Genomic DNA, 13,954 nt, shown 5'->3' on the forward strand with positions numbered 1-13,954 from the left:
CGGGGGCCTGGTCATGCCTGGGACGCGCCCTCGCGCACCACACGGCGGTGGAAGCCCGCGAGGGTGACGGTGACGAGCAGGAGGCCGGAGGCCGCGATGGCGACGGCCAGGAGGGGCTGGTACCCCAGCGCCGCCACCGATTCACCGGTGACGGGGTTGGCGGGGTCCGCCCGCCACGCGAGCTCGACCCGGGTCCGCCAGACGGCCCAGCCCACGAACAGCACGGCCAGGGCTCCCTCGACCGTGAGGAGTCGCCGGTGGACGGCGAGGAACCCCCACCCGGCGAGATGGCGGGCGAAGATCGTCTGGGCCCGGGTCCGCACGTGGATGACGCACACCGAGACAGCGGTCATGAGCAGGACCACGGTGGCCGCCGACAGGTTGAAGGTCTGGAGCCGCAGGTCGCGGACGAGCTGTGTCTGGAGGTCGGCCGCGCTGGTGACGACCATCTGGAGCCCGTTGACGTAGGTCGAGAACGGCGGTCGGGCGATGGACGCCTCCGCGACCCCGGGGTCGGGGAAGACCAGGCCCGCGCCGGTCGCGTAGGAGACGTAGCTGTGGTCGTCCAGGACTCCCCCGTTGGGCAGGACCACCACCACCGGGTCGTCCAGGTGGGACCGGCTGTGGTCGTCCCCGGGCTGCTGTGACCCGTACGTGAAGACCCGCTGACCGGCCTCGGTGGTCTCCACACGAAACTCCGGGGCCGGTTCCTCGCCGACGAACTCCAGCCAGGGGCCGAACCCCGCCACGAGCGCGTCCCTCTCCCCCGCCCGGTTCTCGGGAACGAGGAGGCGGACCCGCGCCTCCGGTTGAACGCGGTCGCCCCCGACCGCGATCACCTCCTGCTGATCCAGGTAGGTGTCGTTGACCACGAGCACGTCGTAGTCGGGGCGCGGCGTGCCGACCGGCAGGAGGTTCTCGGCCCGTTCCCGGGCGGTCAGGACGAGCTGGCCCTCGGCGTCGGCCTGGCGCAGCCAGCCCGCGACGAGCCCCTGCATGTCCTCCCGGTCGTCGGTCAGGTCGACGCTGCCGGTCAGGGAGAGTCGGGACGCCTGACCCGCCTCCGCGTAGCTGTCGAGGCTCTCCGCCTGGGCCCGGACGTTCTGGGCGGAGACGACGACGTGCCCGATCACCACGAGCACGAACACCAGCGCGGGGACCCGCACGAGGTAGGCCCCGGCCCCGGCCAGGCGGGCGGGAAGCCTCCCCTTGAGGGCGGCGGGGATGTCGGTGGCGTGCACCATGGCCAGAGCGAACGCGTGGGCGGCCAGGGCGGCGCCGAGGAGTAGTGCGAGGAGTTGGCCCGAGATCGCGGCGAACAGCGTCAGCTGTGACCACCGGTTGTAGACGTACAGGGCCAGGAGCACCAGGGCGGCGGCGCCGAGCCCCGGGCCCAGGTGGAGACGGGCCAGCTGGGCCAGGTCGCGTCCGAGGATGCCGGCGTAGGAGTGGCCCTGGAGCCGCAGTACGCCGTAGGAGCGGGCGTTGAGGAGGACTCCGGAGGCCGTGACCGTGACGGCGAACAGCAGGAGGATGACCAGCGCCGTGTCGAGGTCGCCGCCGTACCGGTACAGGTCGGTCCAGTTCAGGTCCTGGGCGCCGACGCTGGAGACCTCGCGCAGTCCGATCCCGGCGAGCTCCCGCTCGAAGCGTTCGGTGTCGGCCGCCGTCCCGAAGACGAGGTAGAACCCGCGCGGGTCGGGCTGTTCGAGGTGGGCGAAGGGGTGCACGTCCGTGCGCATCGTGTGCCCGAAGGAGGGGTATCCGGCCGTCAGCCAGTCCGCCGCGAGAGCCCCTTCGGCCCCGGGCGCCAGGTAGAGGTGCCGCATGTTGCCGGGGTCGTACAGGTCGGGTGTGTGCAGGGCGACGGAGACCCCGGTGTCGCGGGCGAAGCGCTCGACCGTGTCGACGATCGTCGGCAGGTCGGCCTCCCCGGTGTTGCTGTTCACCCAGACCACGCCGGAGGGGACGGTGATCGCCATTTCCTCGTAGGTGCGTACCGTGACGAATGCAAGAACGGCCGCGACCAGAAGAAGGACGACATGGGTGAAGGTGACACTCCGGTGCAACACCGAGCACTCCGATAATTAGGGGGAAAAGGGACGGCGGTTCGCCGCCGCCCCCGCGGCCGTTCAGTTCAGCAGGAACTGACGTCGTTGTTCCAGTAGGTGGCGTTGTTCCGGTCCGCTCGCGGTGCGCTCGCGTACGACCACCGGCCCGCGGGCGCCTTGCCGGTGGAGGTGACGGTGCCCACCGCCGTGGACGAGTGGCACACGGCTTCGTGCAGGTAGTTCGAGTAGACCCGGGACGTGGTCATGCCGTGGTCCCACTTCCCGCCGCCGACGTTCTGGATACGGGCGGCCACGGGAGCGATCGCAGCGAACGCGAGAAATCCGGACAGAAATACTACGAGAGACGTACGTTGAACACTGCGCACTAATTCACCTTCTCCTCGGATTGGGAGTGCACGACAATCCAAGCAGAGAGCGTCGATTCTTTTTGGGGAATCACCAGGAGAAAGGAGTAAACATGCCGAACGGCAGGATTCCCGCGCCGCGTGCGCGAAGAGAATTTCTGGTCGGGCCGCGAACCCGACCTCGGAACGACCCGGCGCACACCCGGGGGGCGTGGGGGGTCGTCCCCCCACAGAAAACAACGGAACGACCCGGCGAGGAGGACGAAGTCCCCCGAGCAAGGTCGTTCCGGAGAGAAGTGGAGCTATGGGGATTCGAACCCCAGACCTCCTCCATGCCATGGAGGCGCGCTACCAACTGCGCCATAGCCCCGTGTGGGAGTCGTGGGGGCGTGTGCCCTTCCGACTCCCTGAACCTTAGCGGATGTTGGGCGGTTCGTCGAAACGGGTTCAGGCGTCGTCGCTGAGCACCACGGGCTCGGGGAGGCTGGCGGCGTTGTGTTCCATGAGCCGCCAGGTCTGGCCCCGGGTCTGGAGCACGGACCAGCAGGCGTTGCTGAGGGGCCCGAGGATCTCGCGCTGGTCGTCGGGGATGCCGAGCATGCGGGCGATGCCGACCCTGAGGGCGGCCCCGTGGCTGACGATGACCAGGAGCCCGCCGGGGCGGGTCCTGGCGATGCCGCGGTCGATGGCGGCGTGCATGCGGTCCCCCAGGTCGGAGATGTGCTCTCCGTCCGGGATGTCCATGCGGGGGTGTTCGACGGGCCAGCGTTCGGCGAGTTCGGTGGCGGTGTGCCCTTCCCAGGAGCCGCCGAAGCGTTCGCGGAGCCCCTTGTCGTACTCGACGGGCAGGCCCGAGGAGCGGGAGAGGTATCCGGCGGTGTCGGCGGCGCGTTTGAGGTCGGAGGCGACGATGAGGTCGGGTGCCAGTGTGGCGAGCAGACGACCGGCCCGTTCGGCCTGGGCGTGGCCGACCGGGTCAAGGTCGATGTCGGTCTGTCCCTGGAAGCGCTTCTCGACGTTCCAGGCGGTGCGTCCGTGCCGCCAGAACAGCACACGAGGGGTGTCGCTCACGTGGTGTGTCTTTCTCGTTCGGCGACCGGGCGGCCGCGGAGGCTACGACTCGTCCAGCGGGGTGCGCTCGGCCCCGCGGGCGCCCTCGGGGAGTTCGATCTCCGGGCAGTCCTTCCAGAGGCGTTCGAGGCCGTAGTAGCCGCGCTCCTCCTCGTGCTGGATGTGGACGACGATGTCCGCGTAGTCCAGGAGGACCCAGCGGCCGTCGCGTTCGCCCTCGCGGCGGACGGGCTTGGCGCCGGACTGGATGCGGAGCTGGTCCTCGATCTCGTCGACGATGGCGCGGACCTGGCGGTCGTTGGGCGCCGAGCACAGGACGAAGGCCTCGGTGATGACGAGCTGCTCGCTGACGTCGTAGGCGATGATCTCCTGGGCGAGCTTGTCGGAGGCGGCCTCTGCGGCGACCTTCACGAGTTCGAGGGCCCTGTCGGTGGCTGTCACGTTGTGCCTGCTGCCTTACTTGGTCGGGTGCGGGTCCGCTGGGTGCGGTCAGGGCTCCAGGTAGAGCCCGGTCTTGTGGATGTAGCGGACGATGCCGTCGGGTACGAGGTACCAGATGGGTTCGCCCTTGCGGACGCGTTCGCGGCACTCGGTGGAGGAGATGGCGAGCGCGGGGACCTCCACCAGGGAGACCTTGCCCTCGGGCAGGCCGGTGTCGCTGAGGTGGTGTCCGGGCCGGTTACAGCCTACGAAATGCGCGAGGTCGAAGAGTTCGTCGACGTTGTGCCAGCTCAGAATGGCGCCCAGGGCGTCTGCTCCGGTGATGAAGAAGAGCTCCACGTCGGGGCCGTAGGTGGCGCGCATCTGGCGGAGGGTGTCGAGGGTGTAGGTGGGGCCGGAGCGGTCGATCTCGACGCGGTCGACCCTGAACTGGGGGTTCTCGGCGGTCGCGATGACCGTCATGAGGTACCGGTCCTCGGAGGGGGTGACCTTGGCGAGGTCCTTCTGCCAGGGCTGGCCGGTGGGGACGAAGACCACTTCGTCGAGCCCGAAGAGGTGGGCGACCTCACTCGCGGCGACGAGGTGGCCGTGGTGGATGGGGTCGAAGGTCCCGCCCATGATGCCGACCCGGGTCGGCGCGGCGCCGCCCGGTCTGGCGGGCGGGCTCCCCCCGTGGGAGCCGCCGGTGGCCTGGTGTGTCACTGTGCGCTCCGTTTCGCCGTGGCGCTGGGGTCGTGCCGGTTTCGGCCAACCGAGATTAGCCGACCCCATGGGCCGACGCCGCTCTCCGGGCGGGCGGCCCGGTAACAGCTGGAACGCGGGGCGGTGTCCCGTACTTCCCGGAGGGGTTCGTGAAACACTCGGGAATCACGTCATATCTCGATGGCCCGTAACCGTGGCCAACGGGCATCGTGCCGCATAACATGCCGATATGGCCAACTCACCAGACCGCGTACGCGTCCGGCTCACCGACATCTCCCCGCGTGCCTACGAGCACCCCGCCGACCGTGGCGCCCTGGTCGCGCTGCGATCGCTGTCGGGCTTCGACACCCTCGTCAAGTCCCTGTTCGGGCGGATCAACGAGCGTTCGCTCCGCCTCATGTTCCTCTCCAGCGCCGTGCGGGTCAGCCCCACCCAGTTCCCGGAGCTGCACGACTACCTCCGTGACGCCGCCTACGTCCTCGACCTGGACGAGGTTCCCGAGCTCTACGTGAAGATGGACCCGCAGCCCAACGCGATGGCGATCGGCCGCAAGAAACCGTTCATCGTCATGACGACCGGCCTGTTCGACCTCTTCAACGACGAGGAGAAGCGGTTCGTCATCGGCCACGAGGTCGGTCACGTGCTGAGCGGGCACTCGGTGTACCGCACCATGCTCCTACTGTTGGTGTGGCTGTCCACGAAGATCATGTGGATTCCGCTGGGCGCCATCGCGATCCAGGCGATCCTGGCGGGGCTGCGGGAGTGGCAGCGCAAGTCGGAGCTGTCCAGCGACCGCGCGGGGCTGCTGGCCTGCCAGAACCCCGAGGCCGCCAAGCGTGCCCTGATGAAGCTGGCAGGCGGCTCGAACCTCTCCCAGATGAACCCCGACGCGTTCATGGAGCAGGCCCGCGAGTACGAGAGCGGCGGCGACGCCGTGGACAGCGTCCTCAAGCTGATGACCACCCTCCCGCAGAGCCACCCGTTCGCGGTGGTGCGGGTGGCCGAGCTCCAGCGGTGGACCGAGAGCGGCGAGTACCAGCGCATCCTGGACGGCCAGTACTCCCGGCGTTCCACCGACCGGGACGCCAGTGTCTCCGAGGAGGCGGCGAACGCGGCCAACTCCTACCGCGAGGGCTGGAGCCGTTCCTCCGACCCGCTGGTGAAGACCATCCGGGACGTGGCGGGCGGCGCGGGGCGTGCCGGGGGCCAGATCTTCGACACGGTGGCCGACCGCTGGCGGGGCGGCCAGAGCGGCGGCTCCGACGGTGACGCGAACCGGGGCGGCGGCCAGTAGCCGCGTCACGACCGCGCGGGGGCGGTGCCCGGTCCGGCCGGGTACCGCCCCCGCGGCCTGTCCGGAGGCCGGCGGTTGGCCCGGCGCCCGCCGTCCCGCTGCCGCCGTTCAGCCGCGGCCCGGGAGGCTCCGGTCCGGCCCGGACGGTCAGCCCCAACCGCGCGCGAGCGCCGCGCGTACCTCCTGCCAGGCCGCGCGTTCGGGGTCGATGACGGCGAAGTGGTCGATCCCCGGGACCTCCCGGTAGTCGACGGTGTCCCCCGCCCGGCGCGCGGCCGCCACGTAGTCGCGGCTGTGCTCGACGGGAACGCGCTGGTCGAGGTCCCCGTGCACGACCAGTAGGGGCAGGCCCACGGGGAGCCGGTGCAGGGGCGAGGACTCCGCGTAGAGCTCCGGCGCGGGGTCGGCGCCGAGGAAGGGCACGACGGCGTCCTCTCCCAGTCGGGCCTCGGCGCAGCGGCGTAGGTCGGTGATGGGGGCGAGCGGCACCACGGAGGTCACCGGGGAGTCGGCGGCGGTCATGAGTGCCAGGTGACCCCCGGCCGAGTGGCCGACGGCGACCACGCGGGAGGTGTCGAGGCCGGGGTCGCGGTCGGCGGTGGCGGCGAGGAGGTCGAGGGAACGGGCGACGTCGTCGCGGGTCTGCGGCCACCCGCCGCCGTCGTCGCCGGTGCGCCGGTACTCGACGTTCCACACGGCCCATCCGGACGCGGCGAGGTCGCGGGCGAGCGGGTCCATCAGGCGGGCGTCGTGCAGGTCCCGCCACCAGCCGCCGTGCAGGAGCACCGCGACCGGGGCGGGCCCGTCGGTGCCCTCGGGGCCCCTGCGGTGGACGATCTGGCTCGGGTGCTCACCGTAGGACGTCGTCGTCACCGGGGTCTCCTCGTCTCGTGTGCGGTCCCGGCGCTCCTTCGGGGCTCTCCGGAGGCGCCGGTGCCGCCCGCGCCGTGGGGTCCGCCGGGCTGCTCGGACGCCACCGCCGGTGCCGGGTGGCCGGTGCCTCGGAGGAACGTAGCAGGTCGAGGCGGGGGCGCGGCCCGTCGGCCCGTCCCGTGGGAGGCCTGCGGCTGCCCGCCCGGAAGGGCGCGGGCCAGGTGGCTCCCGGGCCGGAGTAGTCCTGGTCGGCGGCGGCGTGGAGAGTCCACTGGGGGTCGTAGAGGTGCGGCCTGGCCAGGGCGCACAGGTCGGCGCGGCCCGCCAGGACCGTCGAGTTGACGTCGTCGTGGGAGGAGATGGCGCCGACCGCGATGACGGGCACCCCGAGTTCCCGGCGGACGCGTTCGGCGAAGGGCACCTGGTAGCTGCGCCCGTAGGCGGGCCGCTCGTCCGGGGTGACCTGTCCGGTGGAGACGTCGATGGCGTCGGCGCCCGCGTCGGTCAGTGCGCGGGCGATGCGCACGGCGTCGTCGGCGGTGGTGCCGTCCTCCACCCAGTCGGTGGCGGAGATGCGGACGGTGAGGGCCTTGTGCTCGGGCCAGACGGCGCGGACCGCGGCGAAGACCTCCAGCGGGTAGCGGAGCCGTGCCGTGAGGTCGCCCCCGTAGCGGTCGGTGCGGTGGTTGGTGACCGGGGACAGGAAGGAGGAGAGCAGGTAGCCGTGGGCGCAGTGGAGTTCGAGGAGGTCGAATCCGGCGCGGTCGGCGGAGCGGGCGGCTCGGACGAAGTCCTCGCGGACGCGGGCCATGGCGGCGGGGTCGAGTTCCCCGGGCACCTGGTTGACGCCCTCCCGGTAGGGCAGCGGTGAGGGGGCGACCAGGGGCCAGTTCCCGGCGGGGAGGGGCTGGTCGATGCCCTCCCACATGCGCCGGGTGGAGCCCTTGCGTCCGGCGTGGCCGAGCTGGACCCCGATCCGGGCTCGGCTGTGGGCGTGCGTGAACGCGGTGACGCGGCGCCAGGCCGCCTCCTGCTCGGGCGTGTACAGGCCCGCGCAGCCGGGGGTGATGCGGGCGTCGGCGGACACGCACACCATCTCGGTCATGACCAGTCCGGCGCCGCCGAGCGCCTTCCCGCCCAGGTGGACGAGGTGGAACTCGCCGGGCAGCCCGTCCACGGCCGAGTACATGTCCATGGCCGAGACGACGACGCGGTTCTCCAGGAGGAGGGGGCCGAGCCGGAAGGGGTGGAACATGGGCGGTCGAGGCGCGGGTGCGGCGGTCTCCGGGGCCGGGGTTCCGGCTCCGGCCGGGGGCGGGGCCGGGGCCGCGGCGGGCCGCCCCGTCCCGGGAGACACGGCGGCCGGATCGGCGGTCTTCCTCGCGGGCTCCTCGGACGGGCGGTCGGCGGGCCCCGCCAGATCGCCCGCGACCTGGCGGGCGAACCAGCGGTCGACCCGGGCGACGAACTCCGGGTCGCGCAGGCGCAGGTTGTCGTAGGTGACCCTGCGGCTCCGGGTGAGCAGGTCGAAGGCGAACTGGAGCGGTTCGGCGTCCACGTGCAGGGCGATGTCCTCGAACCACTCCAGGCTGGCCCGCGCCGCCCGCTGCGTACTGGCCACGACGGGACGGCGTTCGTCCTCGTAGGCGCGCAGGGCCGCCTCCGTGGTGGGCTGTTCGCGTAGGCACACGGCGAGGGAGAGCGCGTCCTCCATGGCCAGTTTGGTGCCGGAACCGATCGAGAAGTGGGCGGTGTGCGCGGCGTCGCCGAGCAGGACCGTGGTGCCGTGGTGCCAGGTGCGGTTGCGCACGGTGGTGAACCGCTGCCAGCGGGAGTTGTTGGGGCGCAGGCGGTGCCCGCCCAGGACTCCGGCGAAGAGCTCCTCACAGCGGGAGACCGCCGCCAGGTCGCTCTCCCCCGGTGCCAGGTCGCGGTCGGTGAACCCGGCCGCGCTCCACACGTCCTCGGTCATCTCGACGATGAACGTGCTGGCGTCGGCGGAGTAGGGGTAGCAGTGCAGCTGAGCGACCCCGTACGGGGTCTCCAGCACGTGGAAGTTGAAGGCGTCGAAGACCAGGTCGGTGCCGAGCCACATGAAGCGGTTGCGGTGCCGTTCGAGCTCGGTGCCGAAGTCCGCGGCGCGGGCGGTTCGGGTGCGGCTGTGCGCACCGTCCGCCGCGACGACCAGGTCGTGGGTCCGGGCCAGTGCGTCGGCGGGCGGGGCCTCGGTGGAGCCGATGGTCCGGACCCCGAGTTCGTCGCAGCGGTCCCGCAGAATCCGGAGCAGCCGACGGCGGCCGATGGCGGCGAACCCGTGCCCGCCGGAGGTGGTGACGCGGCCCCGGTGGTGGACGTCGACGTCGTCCCAGCGGGCGAACTCCGCCGCCATCGTCTCGTAGACCACCGGGTCGGCGTGTTCGATGCCGCCCAGGGTCTCGTCGGAGAGCACCACGCCGAACCCGAAGGTGTCGTCCAGGGCGTTGCGTTCGTAGACGGTGATGTCGTGGGTGGGATCGAGCTGGCGGGCCAGGGCCGCGAAGTAGAGTCCCGCGGGCCCCGCCCCGATACACGCGATGCGCATCGTGCGGCCTTCCTGTTCTGAGGTGTCCCGTCACCGCGCGTCCGGGTCGGCTCCCTCACGGAGCCGGAACCGTTGGAGCTTGCCGGTGGCGGTGCGGGGCAGCGCGGTGAGGAAGACGACGGCGCGCGGGGTCTTGTAGGGGGCGATGCGCGCGCGGACGTGCTCCCTGAGCCGGTCGGCCAGCGCCGTGTCGGGGGTCAGCCCCGCGCGGGGCACCACGTAGGCGCGGACCGCCAGGCCCCGGTCGGGGTCGCGGACGCCGACCACCGCGGTCTCCTCGACGTCCGGCGAGGTGAGCAGGGCCTCCTCCACCTCCGCCGGGGCGATGTTGTACCCGGCGGAGACGATCATGTCGTCGCTGCGGGCGCGGTACCAGAAGTACCCGTCCTCGTCGCGCACGTAGGTGTCACCGGTGTGGTTCCACCCGTGGCGCACGTACTCGCGCTGGCGTTCGTCGGCCAGGTAGCGGCAGCCGACCGGCCCCCGGACGGCCAGGTGTCCGGGTTGGCCGTCGGAGACGGGAGCGCCCTCGTCGTCGAGGATGGCGGCCTCGAACCCGGGGACGGGGCGCCCGGTGGAGCCGGGGCGCATGTGCTCGTCGGTGGCGGAGACGAAGATGTGCAGCATCTCGGTGGCGCCGATGCCGTCGAGCATCCGGATACCGGTGGCGTCGTACCAGGCCCGCCAGGTGGCGGCGGGCAGGTGCTCGCCGGCGGAGACGCAGCGGCGCAGCGTGGACAGGTCGCGGCCCTCCAGCCGGGGCAGCATCGCCCGGTAGGCGGTGGGCGCGGTGAACACGATCGTGGCGCCGCGCTCGGTCACCGCGTCCAGGAGCGTTTCGGGACGCGGCCGTTCGAGGAGGACCGTGGCGGCCCCCGCCCGCAGCGGGAAGACGAGCAGTCCGCCGAGGCCGAAGGTGAAGGCGAAGGGCGGGCTGCCGACGAAGAGGTCGTCCGGTTCGGGCCGCAGGACGCGGGCCGAGTAGGTGTCCGCGACGGCCAGGACGTCGCGGTGGAAGTGCACGCAGCCCTTGGGCTCGCCGGTGGTGCCGGAGGTGTAGGCGATCATGCAGGCGTCGTCCGCCGCGGTGCGAACGGCGTCGAAGCGTGCGGGCGCCCCGCCGTCCCGGTGGGCCGCGACCCGGGCGCTGAGGTCGTCGGGGCCGGAGCCCCCGTACACGAGGACGTCGGGGGCCCGGTCCCCGAGGTCGGCGCCCGCCTCGGTGAGGTCGTCCAGGAAGCGGGCGTCGCAGAGCGCGTGGGTGATCTCGGCGGATCGGAGCAGGGTGGCCAGCTCCCCGGCACGCAGGACCGGCAGGACGGTGACCACCACGCCCCCGGCCTTGAGGACGGCGAGCCAGCAGGCGGCCAACCAGGGGGCGTTGGGCCCGCGCAGCAGGACCCGCTGCCCGGGCCGCAGGCCGTGCTCGTCCACCAGGACGCGCGCGACGCGGTCCACGCGGTCCCGCAACTGACCGTAGGTGAGACTCTCGTGCTCGCCGACCACACAGCGGCGGTCGGGGCCCAGGCGTGCGATGGTGCCGTCGAGCAGCTCCTCGGCGCAGTTGAGGCGGTCGGCGTGCTCCAGCGGCCGGATCAGCGGCCATTCCTCGGGCGGGGGCAGGTGGTCCCGGGTGAAGGTGTCCTCGTGCGCCGAGGCGGTGAGCGTCACGGCGGCGGGGGTCGCGGGCGGGGTCGGTTCGCCGGTGGGGGTCGAAGGGTCGGCCGGGTTCTGGTGCGACATGCTGGGCCTCCGTTGGGCGGGGGACGTCAGCCGGTGGTGCCGGGGCCTGTTCCTCGGATTGTCGCGCGCTCGCGTCGCCGGCCCGCGAAGGCATCCACAGGACGTCCTAGAGGTGGCGGGCGATGATCTGGCGTTGGACCTCCGAAGCGCCCTCGTAGATCCGTGGTGCCCGTACCTCCCGGTAGAGGTGTTCGAGCAGGTGCCCTCGGCGCAGGGCGCTGGCGCCGTGCAGCTGTACGGCGGCGTCCACCACGAACTGGGCGTTCTCGGTGGCGACGAGCTTGGCCATGGCGGACCGTGGTGTGATGTCGGGGCCGCCGGAGTCGTACTCGCTCGCGGCCGCGTAGACCATGAGCCGGGCGGCCTCGGTGCGGGTGGCCATCTCGGCGAGGGTGTGGGCGACGGTCTGGAGAGCGTCCAGTGGTCCGCCGAACGCCTGCCGTCGCGCGGCGTGCTCCCGGGCGGCGGCGAGGGCGGCGTCCGCCATGCCCACGGCGAAGGCTCCGACACTGGGCCGGAAGAGGTCCAGGGTGCGCATGGCCACGGCGAACCCGTGGTCGGGAACGCCCACGACGTCGTCGGGGCCGACCTCGACGCCGTCGAAGACCAGGTGGCCCAGGGCGTGCGGGGAGAGCATCTCCAACGGGGAGCCGGTGAGCCCGGACCGGTCGGCCGGGACGCAGAAGGCGGTGACCCCCCGGGAGCGGGCACCGGGCGTGGTGCGGGCGAACACGGTGTAGAAGTCGGCGTCGGGCGCGTTGGAGATCCAGGTCTTCTCGCCGTGCAGGCGCCAGCCGGACCCGACGGGGTCGGCGCGCAGCGCGAGGGCTGCGGCGTCGGAGCCCGCGTCGGGTTCGGTGAGGGCGAAGGCGGCGACGGCCCGGCCGGTCGCGGCCTCGGGGAGCCAGCGCCGCCGTTGGTCGTCGGTGCCGGACTGTAGGAGCGGGTAGGCGCCCAGTCCCTGGAGGGCGAGCGCGGTCTCGGCGTGGGTGTCGACGCGCGCCAGGTGTTCGCGCAACAGGCACAGGCGGGTGGCGGGTGCCTCGCGCGGGGGGCCGTCGCCGGTGGCGCCCGGGAAGAGCGCCGGAAGCAGGCCGGACGCTCCCAGCCGCAGCAGCAGGGCGCGGTCCACCCGGCCCCGGGGTGCGGCGACGGCCGCCGCAGGGGGCGTCGCGGCGGGCGTCGCGGCGCCGAGATCGGCGGCACGCTCACGGACCCAGGACGCGAACACGTGGTCGATGTCGATGCGGGGGAGCTCCATGGGCGGCCTCGGCTCTCGTCGTTACGTGATCCACGCCACATCATCAATGTACAATAATCTTGACGACCGTCAACAGTCCTCTATGAGGTGTGGTGTGGCGCGCACCGGACCTCCGATGGCGACGGGCGCCGTCCGGGGGCGGAGCGCGGAGGCCGCTATCGTGTCCGCGTGACGTCCAACAGCGACCGGCGAGCCGGGGCCGCCGACCCCCCGCCGGACGAACCCACGCGTACCGCGACGGAGGCCGAGCGCCGACGGCCCCGGTCACTGATCGTCTCCTTCTTCGGCACCCACGCCCGTGACCTCGGCGGATGGATCGGCGTGGGCGACCTCATCGCACTGATGTCCGGGCTCGACGTGGACGGACCCGCCGTGCGCTCGGCCGTGTCCCGGCTCAAGCGTCGGGGGCTGCTGGAGCCCGAACGGCTCGGCGGGGCGGCCGGGTACCGCCTGTCGGAACGGGGGCGGCGCATCCTCGCCGAGGGGGACCAGCGCATCTTCGGCCACCGGGTCGCCCGCGTCGAGGACGGCTGGGTGCTCGTGGTGTTCTCGGTGCCGGAGTCCGAGCGGCGCCGCCGACACGCCCTGCGCGCCCAGCTCACCCGGCTGGGTTTCGGAACGACCGCCGCCGGTGTGTGGGTCGCCCCCGCCCACCTGGCGCCGCAGGCCCGCGCGACGCTGCGCGACCTCGGCCTGGAGGAGCACGCGGAGCTCTTCCACGCCTCCCATCTGGGATTTCGCGACCTCACCTCGTCCGTGGAGCGCTGGTGGGACCTCCCCGGACTCCAGGCCATGTACCAGGACTTCCTCGACGAGCACGAACCGGTCGCGGCCGCGTGGCGGCGTCGGAGCACCGAGGACTTCCAGGACCGGCACACGCGCGCGGCGGCCTTCGCCGACCACCTGCGGGCGGTGGACGCCTGGCGCCGGATGCCCTACCTCGATCCCGGCCTCCCACCGGAACTGCTCCCCGACCGCTGGGCGGGCAGCCGGGCGGCGCGGGTCTTCTTCGAGCTGCACGCCCTGCTGCGCGGCCCCGGCCTGGAGCACGTCCGATCGGCCTCGGCTCCGGGCGGCCCCGCCGACCCGTAGCCCGACCGGGCCCGGCACGGTCGGGAGCGCCCGGACGCCGGTCCGCCTAGGCGACCGGGCCGGGGACCACGGCGACGCCGACCAGTTCGACCAGGGCGTCCGGCTCGAACAACTCCACCACTCCGAGCAGTGCCATGGCCGGATAGTGCCGGCCCAGGTGGGCGCGGTAGGCGCGGCCGATCTCGCGGGTCGCCGCCCGGTAACCGGGGACGTCGGTGGTGTAGATGGTCAGGCTCACCAGGTGTTCGGGGGCGCCCCCGCAGGCCCGCAGCGCGGTGACGACATTGGCCAGCGCCACCCCGAACTGGTCCGGCAGCGGCCCGGCCGCCAGGGCGCCGTCCGGCCCGGAGCCGATCTGCCCCGACAGGTGGACGGTGCGTCCCGGAGCGGGTACCACCGCGTGCGAGAAGCCGGGGGTGGGTCCGAGTTCGGGCGGGTTGACGAGCGTGTGCGGGCTGGCGGGCAGCGGCATGGCTCCGG

Annotated in this window: 12 protein-coding genes and 1 tRNA gene; 2 read left to right on the forward strand and 11 right to left on the reverse strand. The window is 72.6% G+C overall.

Features of this window, described 5'->3' with window-relative positions; translation table 11 throughout:
• Positions 1-11: 11 nt before the first annotated feature.
• The 6 genes from ACFYL4_RS17675 to nadD all read right to left on the reverse strand — a co-directional run bounded on the left by ACFYL4_RS17675 (position 12) and on the right by nadD (position 4,630).
• Positions 12-2,072 (reverse strand): hypothetical protein, encoded by a 2,061-nt coding sequence (locus ACFYL4_RS17675; RefSeq protein ID WP_387519306.1) that lies wholly within the window; start codon positions 2,070-2,072, stop codon positions 12-14.
• A gap of 65 nt (positions 2,073-2,137) precedes the next feature.
• Positions 2,138-2,755: a lactococcin 972 family bacteriocin gene (locus ACFYL4_RS17680; protein WP_387519424.1), complete on the reverse strand. Its 618-nt coding sequence runs from the start codon at positions 2,753-2,755 to the stop codon at positions 2,138-2,140.
• Positions 2,714-2,786 (reverse strand) — tRNA-Ala (locus ACFYL4_RS17685). Before ACFYL4_RS17685 ends, ACFYL4_RS17680 begins: the two co-directional genes overlap by 42 nt.
• A 77-nt stretch (positions 2,787-2,863) precedes the next feature.
• Complete coding sequence (locus ACFYL4_RS17690; protein ID WP_357769060.1) at positions 2,864-3,487, reverse strand: histidine phosphatase family protein; 624 nt, start codon at positions 3,485-3,487, stop codon at positions 2,864-2,866.
• 42 nt (positions 3,488-3,529) lie between these two features.
• Positions 3,530-3,928: a ribosome silencing factor gene (gene rsfS, locus ACFYL4_RS17695; protein WP_357769062.1), complete on the reverse strand. Its 399-nt coding sequence runs from the start codon at positions 3,926-3,928 to the stop codon at positions 3,530-3,532.
• Between the two features lie 48 nt (positions 3,929-3,976).
• A complete protein-coding gene (gene nadD / locus ACFYL4_RS17700; protein ID WP_357769064.1) occupies positions 3,977-4,630 on the reverse strand; it encodes a nicotinate-nucleotide adenylyltransferase in 654 nt (217 codons plus the stop codon).
• A 229-nt stretch (positions 4,631-4,859) separates the two neighbouring features.
• Here nadD and ACFYL4_RS17705 point away from each other — a divergent pair, with 229 nt between their 5' ends.
• The gene (locus ACFYL4_RS17705) at positions 4,860-5,924 is read left to right on the forward strand and encodes a M48 family metallopeptidase (RefSeq protein WP_357769066.1); all 1,065 of its coding nucleotides are present in this window, start codon (positions 4,860-4,862) and stop codon (positions 5,922-5,924) included.
• 147 nt (positions 5,925-6,071) lie between these two features.
• On the opposite strand, the gene ACFYL4_RS17710 is transcribed toward ACFYL4_RS17705, so the two are convergent.
• From ACFYL4_RS17710 to ACFYL4_RS17725, 4 genes are all read right to left on the reverse strand, one after another.
• Entirely contained in the window at positions 6,072-6,797 is a 726-nt protein-coding gene (locus tag ACFYL4_RS17710) for an alpha/beta hydrolase family protein (protein ID WP_387519308.1), read from the reverse strand.
• Positions 6,775-9,378 carry a bifunctional salicylyl-CoA 5-hydroxylase/oxidoreductase gene (locus ACFYL4_RS17715; protein WP_357769070.1) on the reverse strand — a complete coding sequence of 868 codons (2,604 nt, stop codon included), beginning with the start codon at positions 9,376-9,378 and terminating at the stop codon, positions 6,775-6,777. Before ACFYL4_RS17715 ends, ACFYL4_RS17710 begins: the two co-directional genes overlap by 23 nt.
• 30 nt (positions 9,379-9,408) lie before the next feature.
• Complete coding sequence (locus ACFYL4_RS17720; RefSeq protein WP_387519310.1) at positions 9,409-11,121, reverse strand: AMP-binding protein; 1,713 nt, start codon at positions 11,119-11,121, stop codon at positions 9,409-9,411.
• A gap of 106 nt (positions 11,122-11,227) precedes the next feature.
• Positions 11,228-12,382, reverse strand: a complete 1,155-nt coding sequence (locus ACFYL4_RS17725; protein WP_387519312.1) for an acyl-CoA dehydrogenase family protein — start codon at positions 12,380-12,382, stop codon at positions 11,228-11,230.
• A 168-nt stretch (positions 12,383-12,550) separates the two neighbouring features.
• Between ACFYL4_RS17725 and ACFYL4_RS17730 the strand changes: the two genes are divergently transcribed.
• Positions 12,551-13,474 (forward strand): PaaX family transcriptional regulator C-terminal domain-containing protein, encoded by a 924-nt coding sequence (locus tag ACFYL4_RS17730; RefSeq protein WP_387519314.1) that lies wholly within the window; start codon positions 12,551-12,553, stop codon positions 13,472-13,474.
• A gap of 46 nt (positions 13,475-13,520) precedes the next feature.
• Here ACFYL4_RS17730 and ACFYL4_RS17735 read toward each other — a convergent pair whose 3' ends face one another.
• Positions 13,521-13,946 carry a RidA family protein gene (locus ACFYL4_RS17735; protein WP_357769035.1) on the reverse strand — a complete coding sequence of 142 codons (426 nt, stop codon included), beginning with the start codon at positions 13,944-13,946 and terminating at the stop codon, positions 13,521-13,523.
• Between the last annotated feature and the right edge of the window lie 8 nt (positions 13,947-13,954).

This window comes from Nocardiopsis sp. NPDC006938 (assembly GCF_042869555.1).
GTDB lineage: Bacteria > Actinomycetota > Actinomycetes > Streptosporangiales > Streptosporangiaceae > Nocardiopsis.

Bases quoted from the DNA above. Each gene is read 5' to 3' on its own strand.
- ACFYL4_RS17680 (WP_387519424.1), bottom strand. From the start codon at position 2,755: ATGGCATGGAGGAGGTCTGGGGTTCGAATCCCCATAGCTCCACTTCTC.
- ACFYL4_RS17705 (WP_357769066.1), top strand. From the start codon at position 4,860: ATGGCCAACTCACCAGACCGCGTACGCGTCCGGCTCACCGACATCTCC.
- ACFYL4_RS17715 (WP_357769070.1), bottom strand. From the start codon at position 9,378: ATGCGCATCGCGTGTATCGGGGCGGGGCCCGCGGGACTCTACTTCGCG.
- ACFYL4_RS17720 (WP_387519310.1), bottom strand. From the start codon at position 11,121: ATGTCGCACCAGAACCCGGCCGACCCTTCGACCCCCACCGGCGAACCG.
- ACFYL4_RS17725 (WP_387519312.1), bottom strand. From the start codon at position 12,382: ATGGAGCTCCCCCGCATCGACATCGACCACGTGTTCGCGTCCTGGGTC.
- ACFYL4_RS17735 (WP_357769035.1), bottom strand. From the start codon at position 13,946: ATGCCGCTGCCCGCCAGCCCGCACACGCTCGTCAACCCGCCCGAACTC.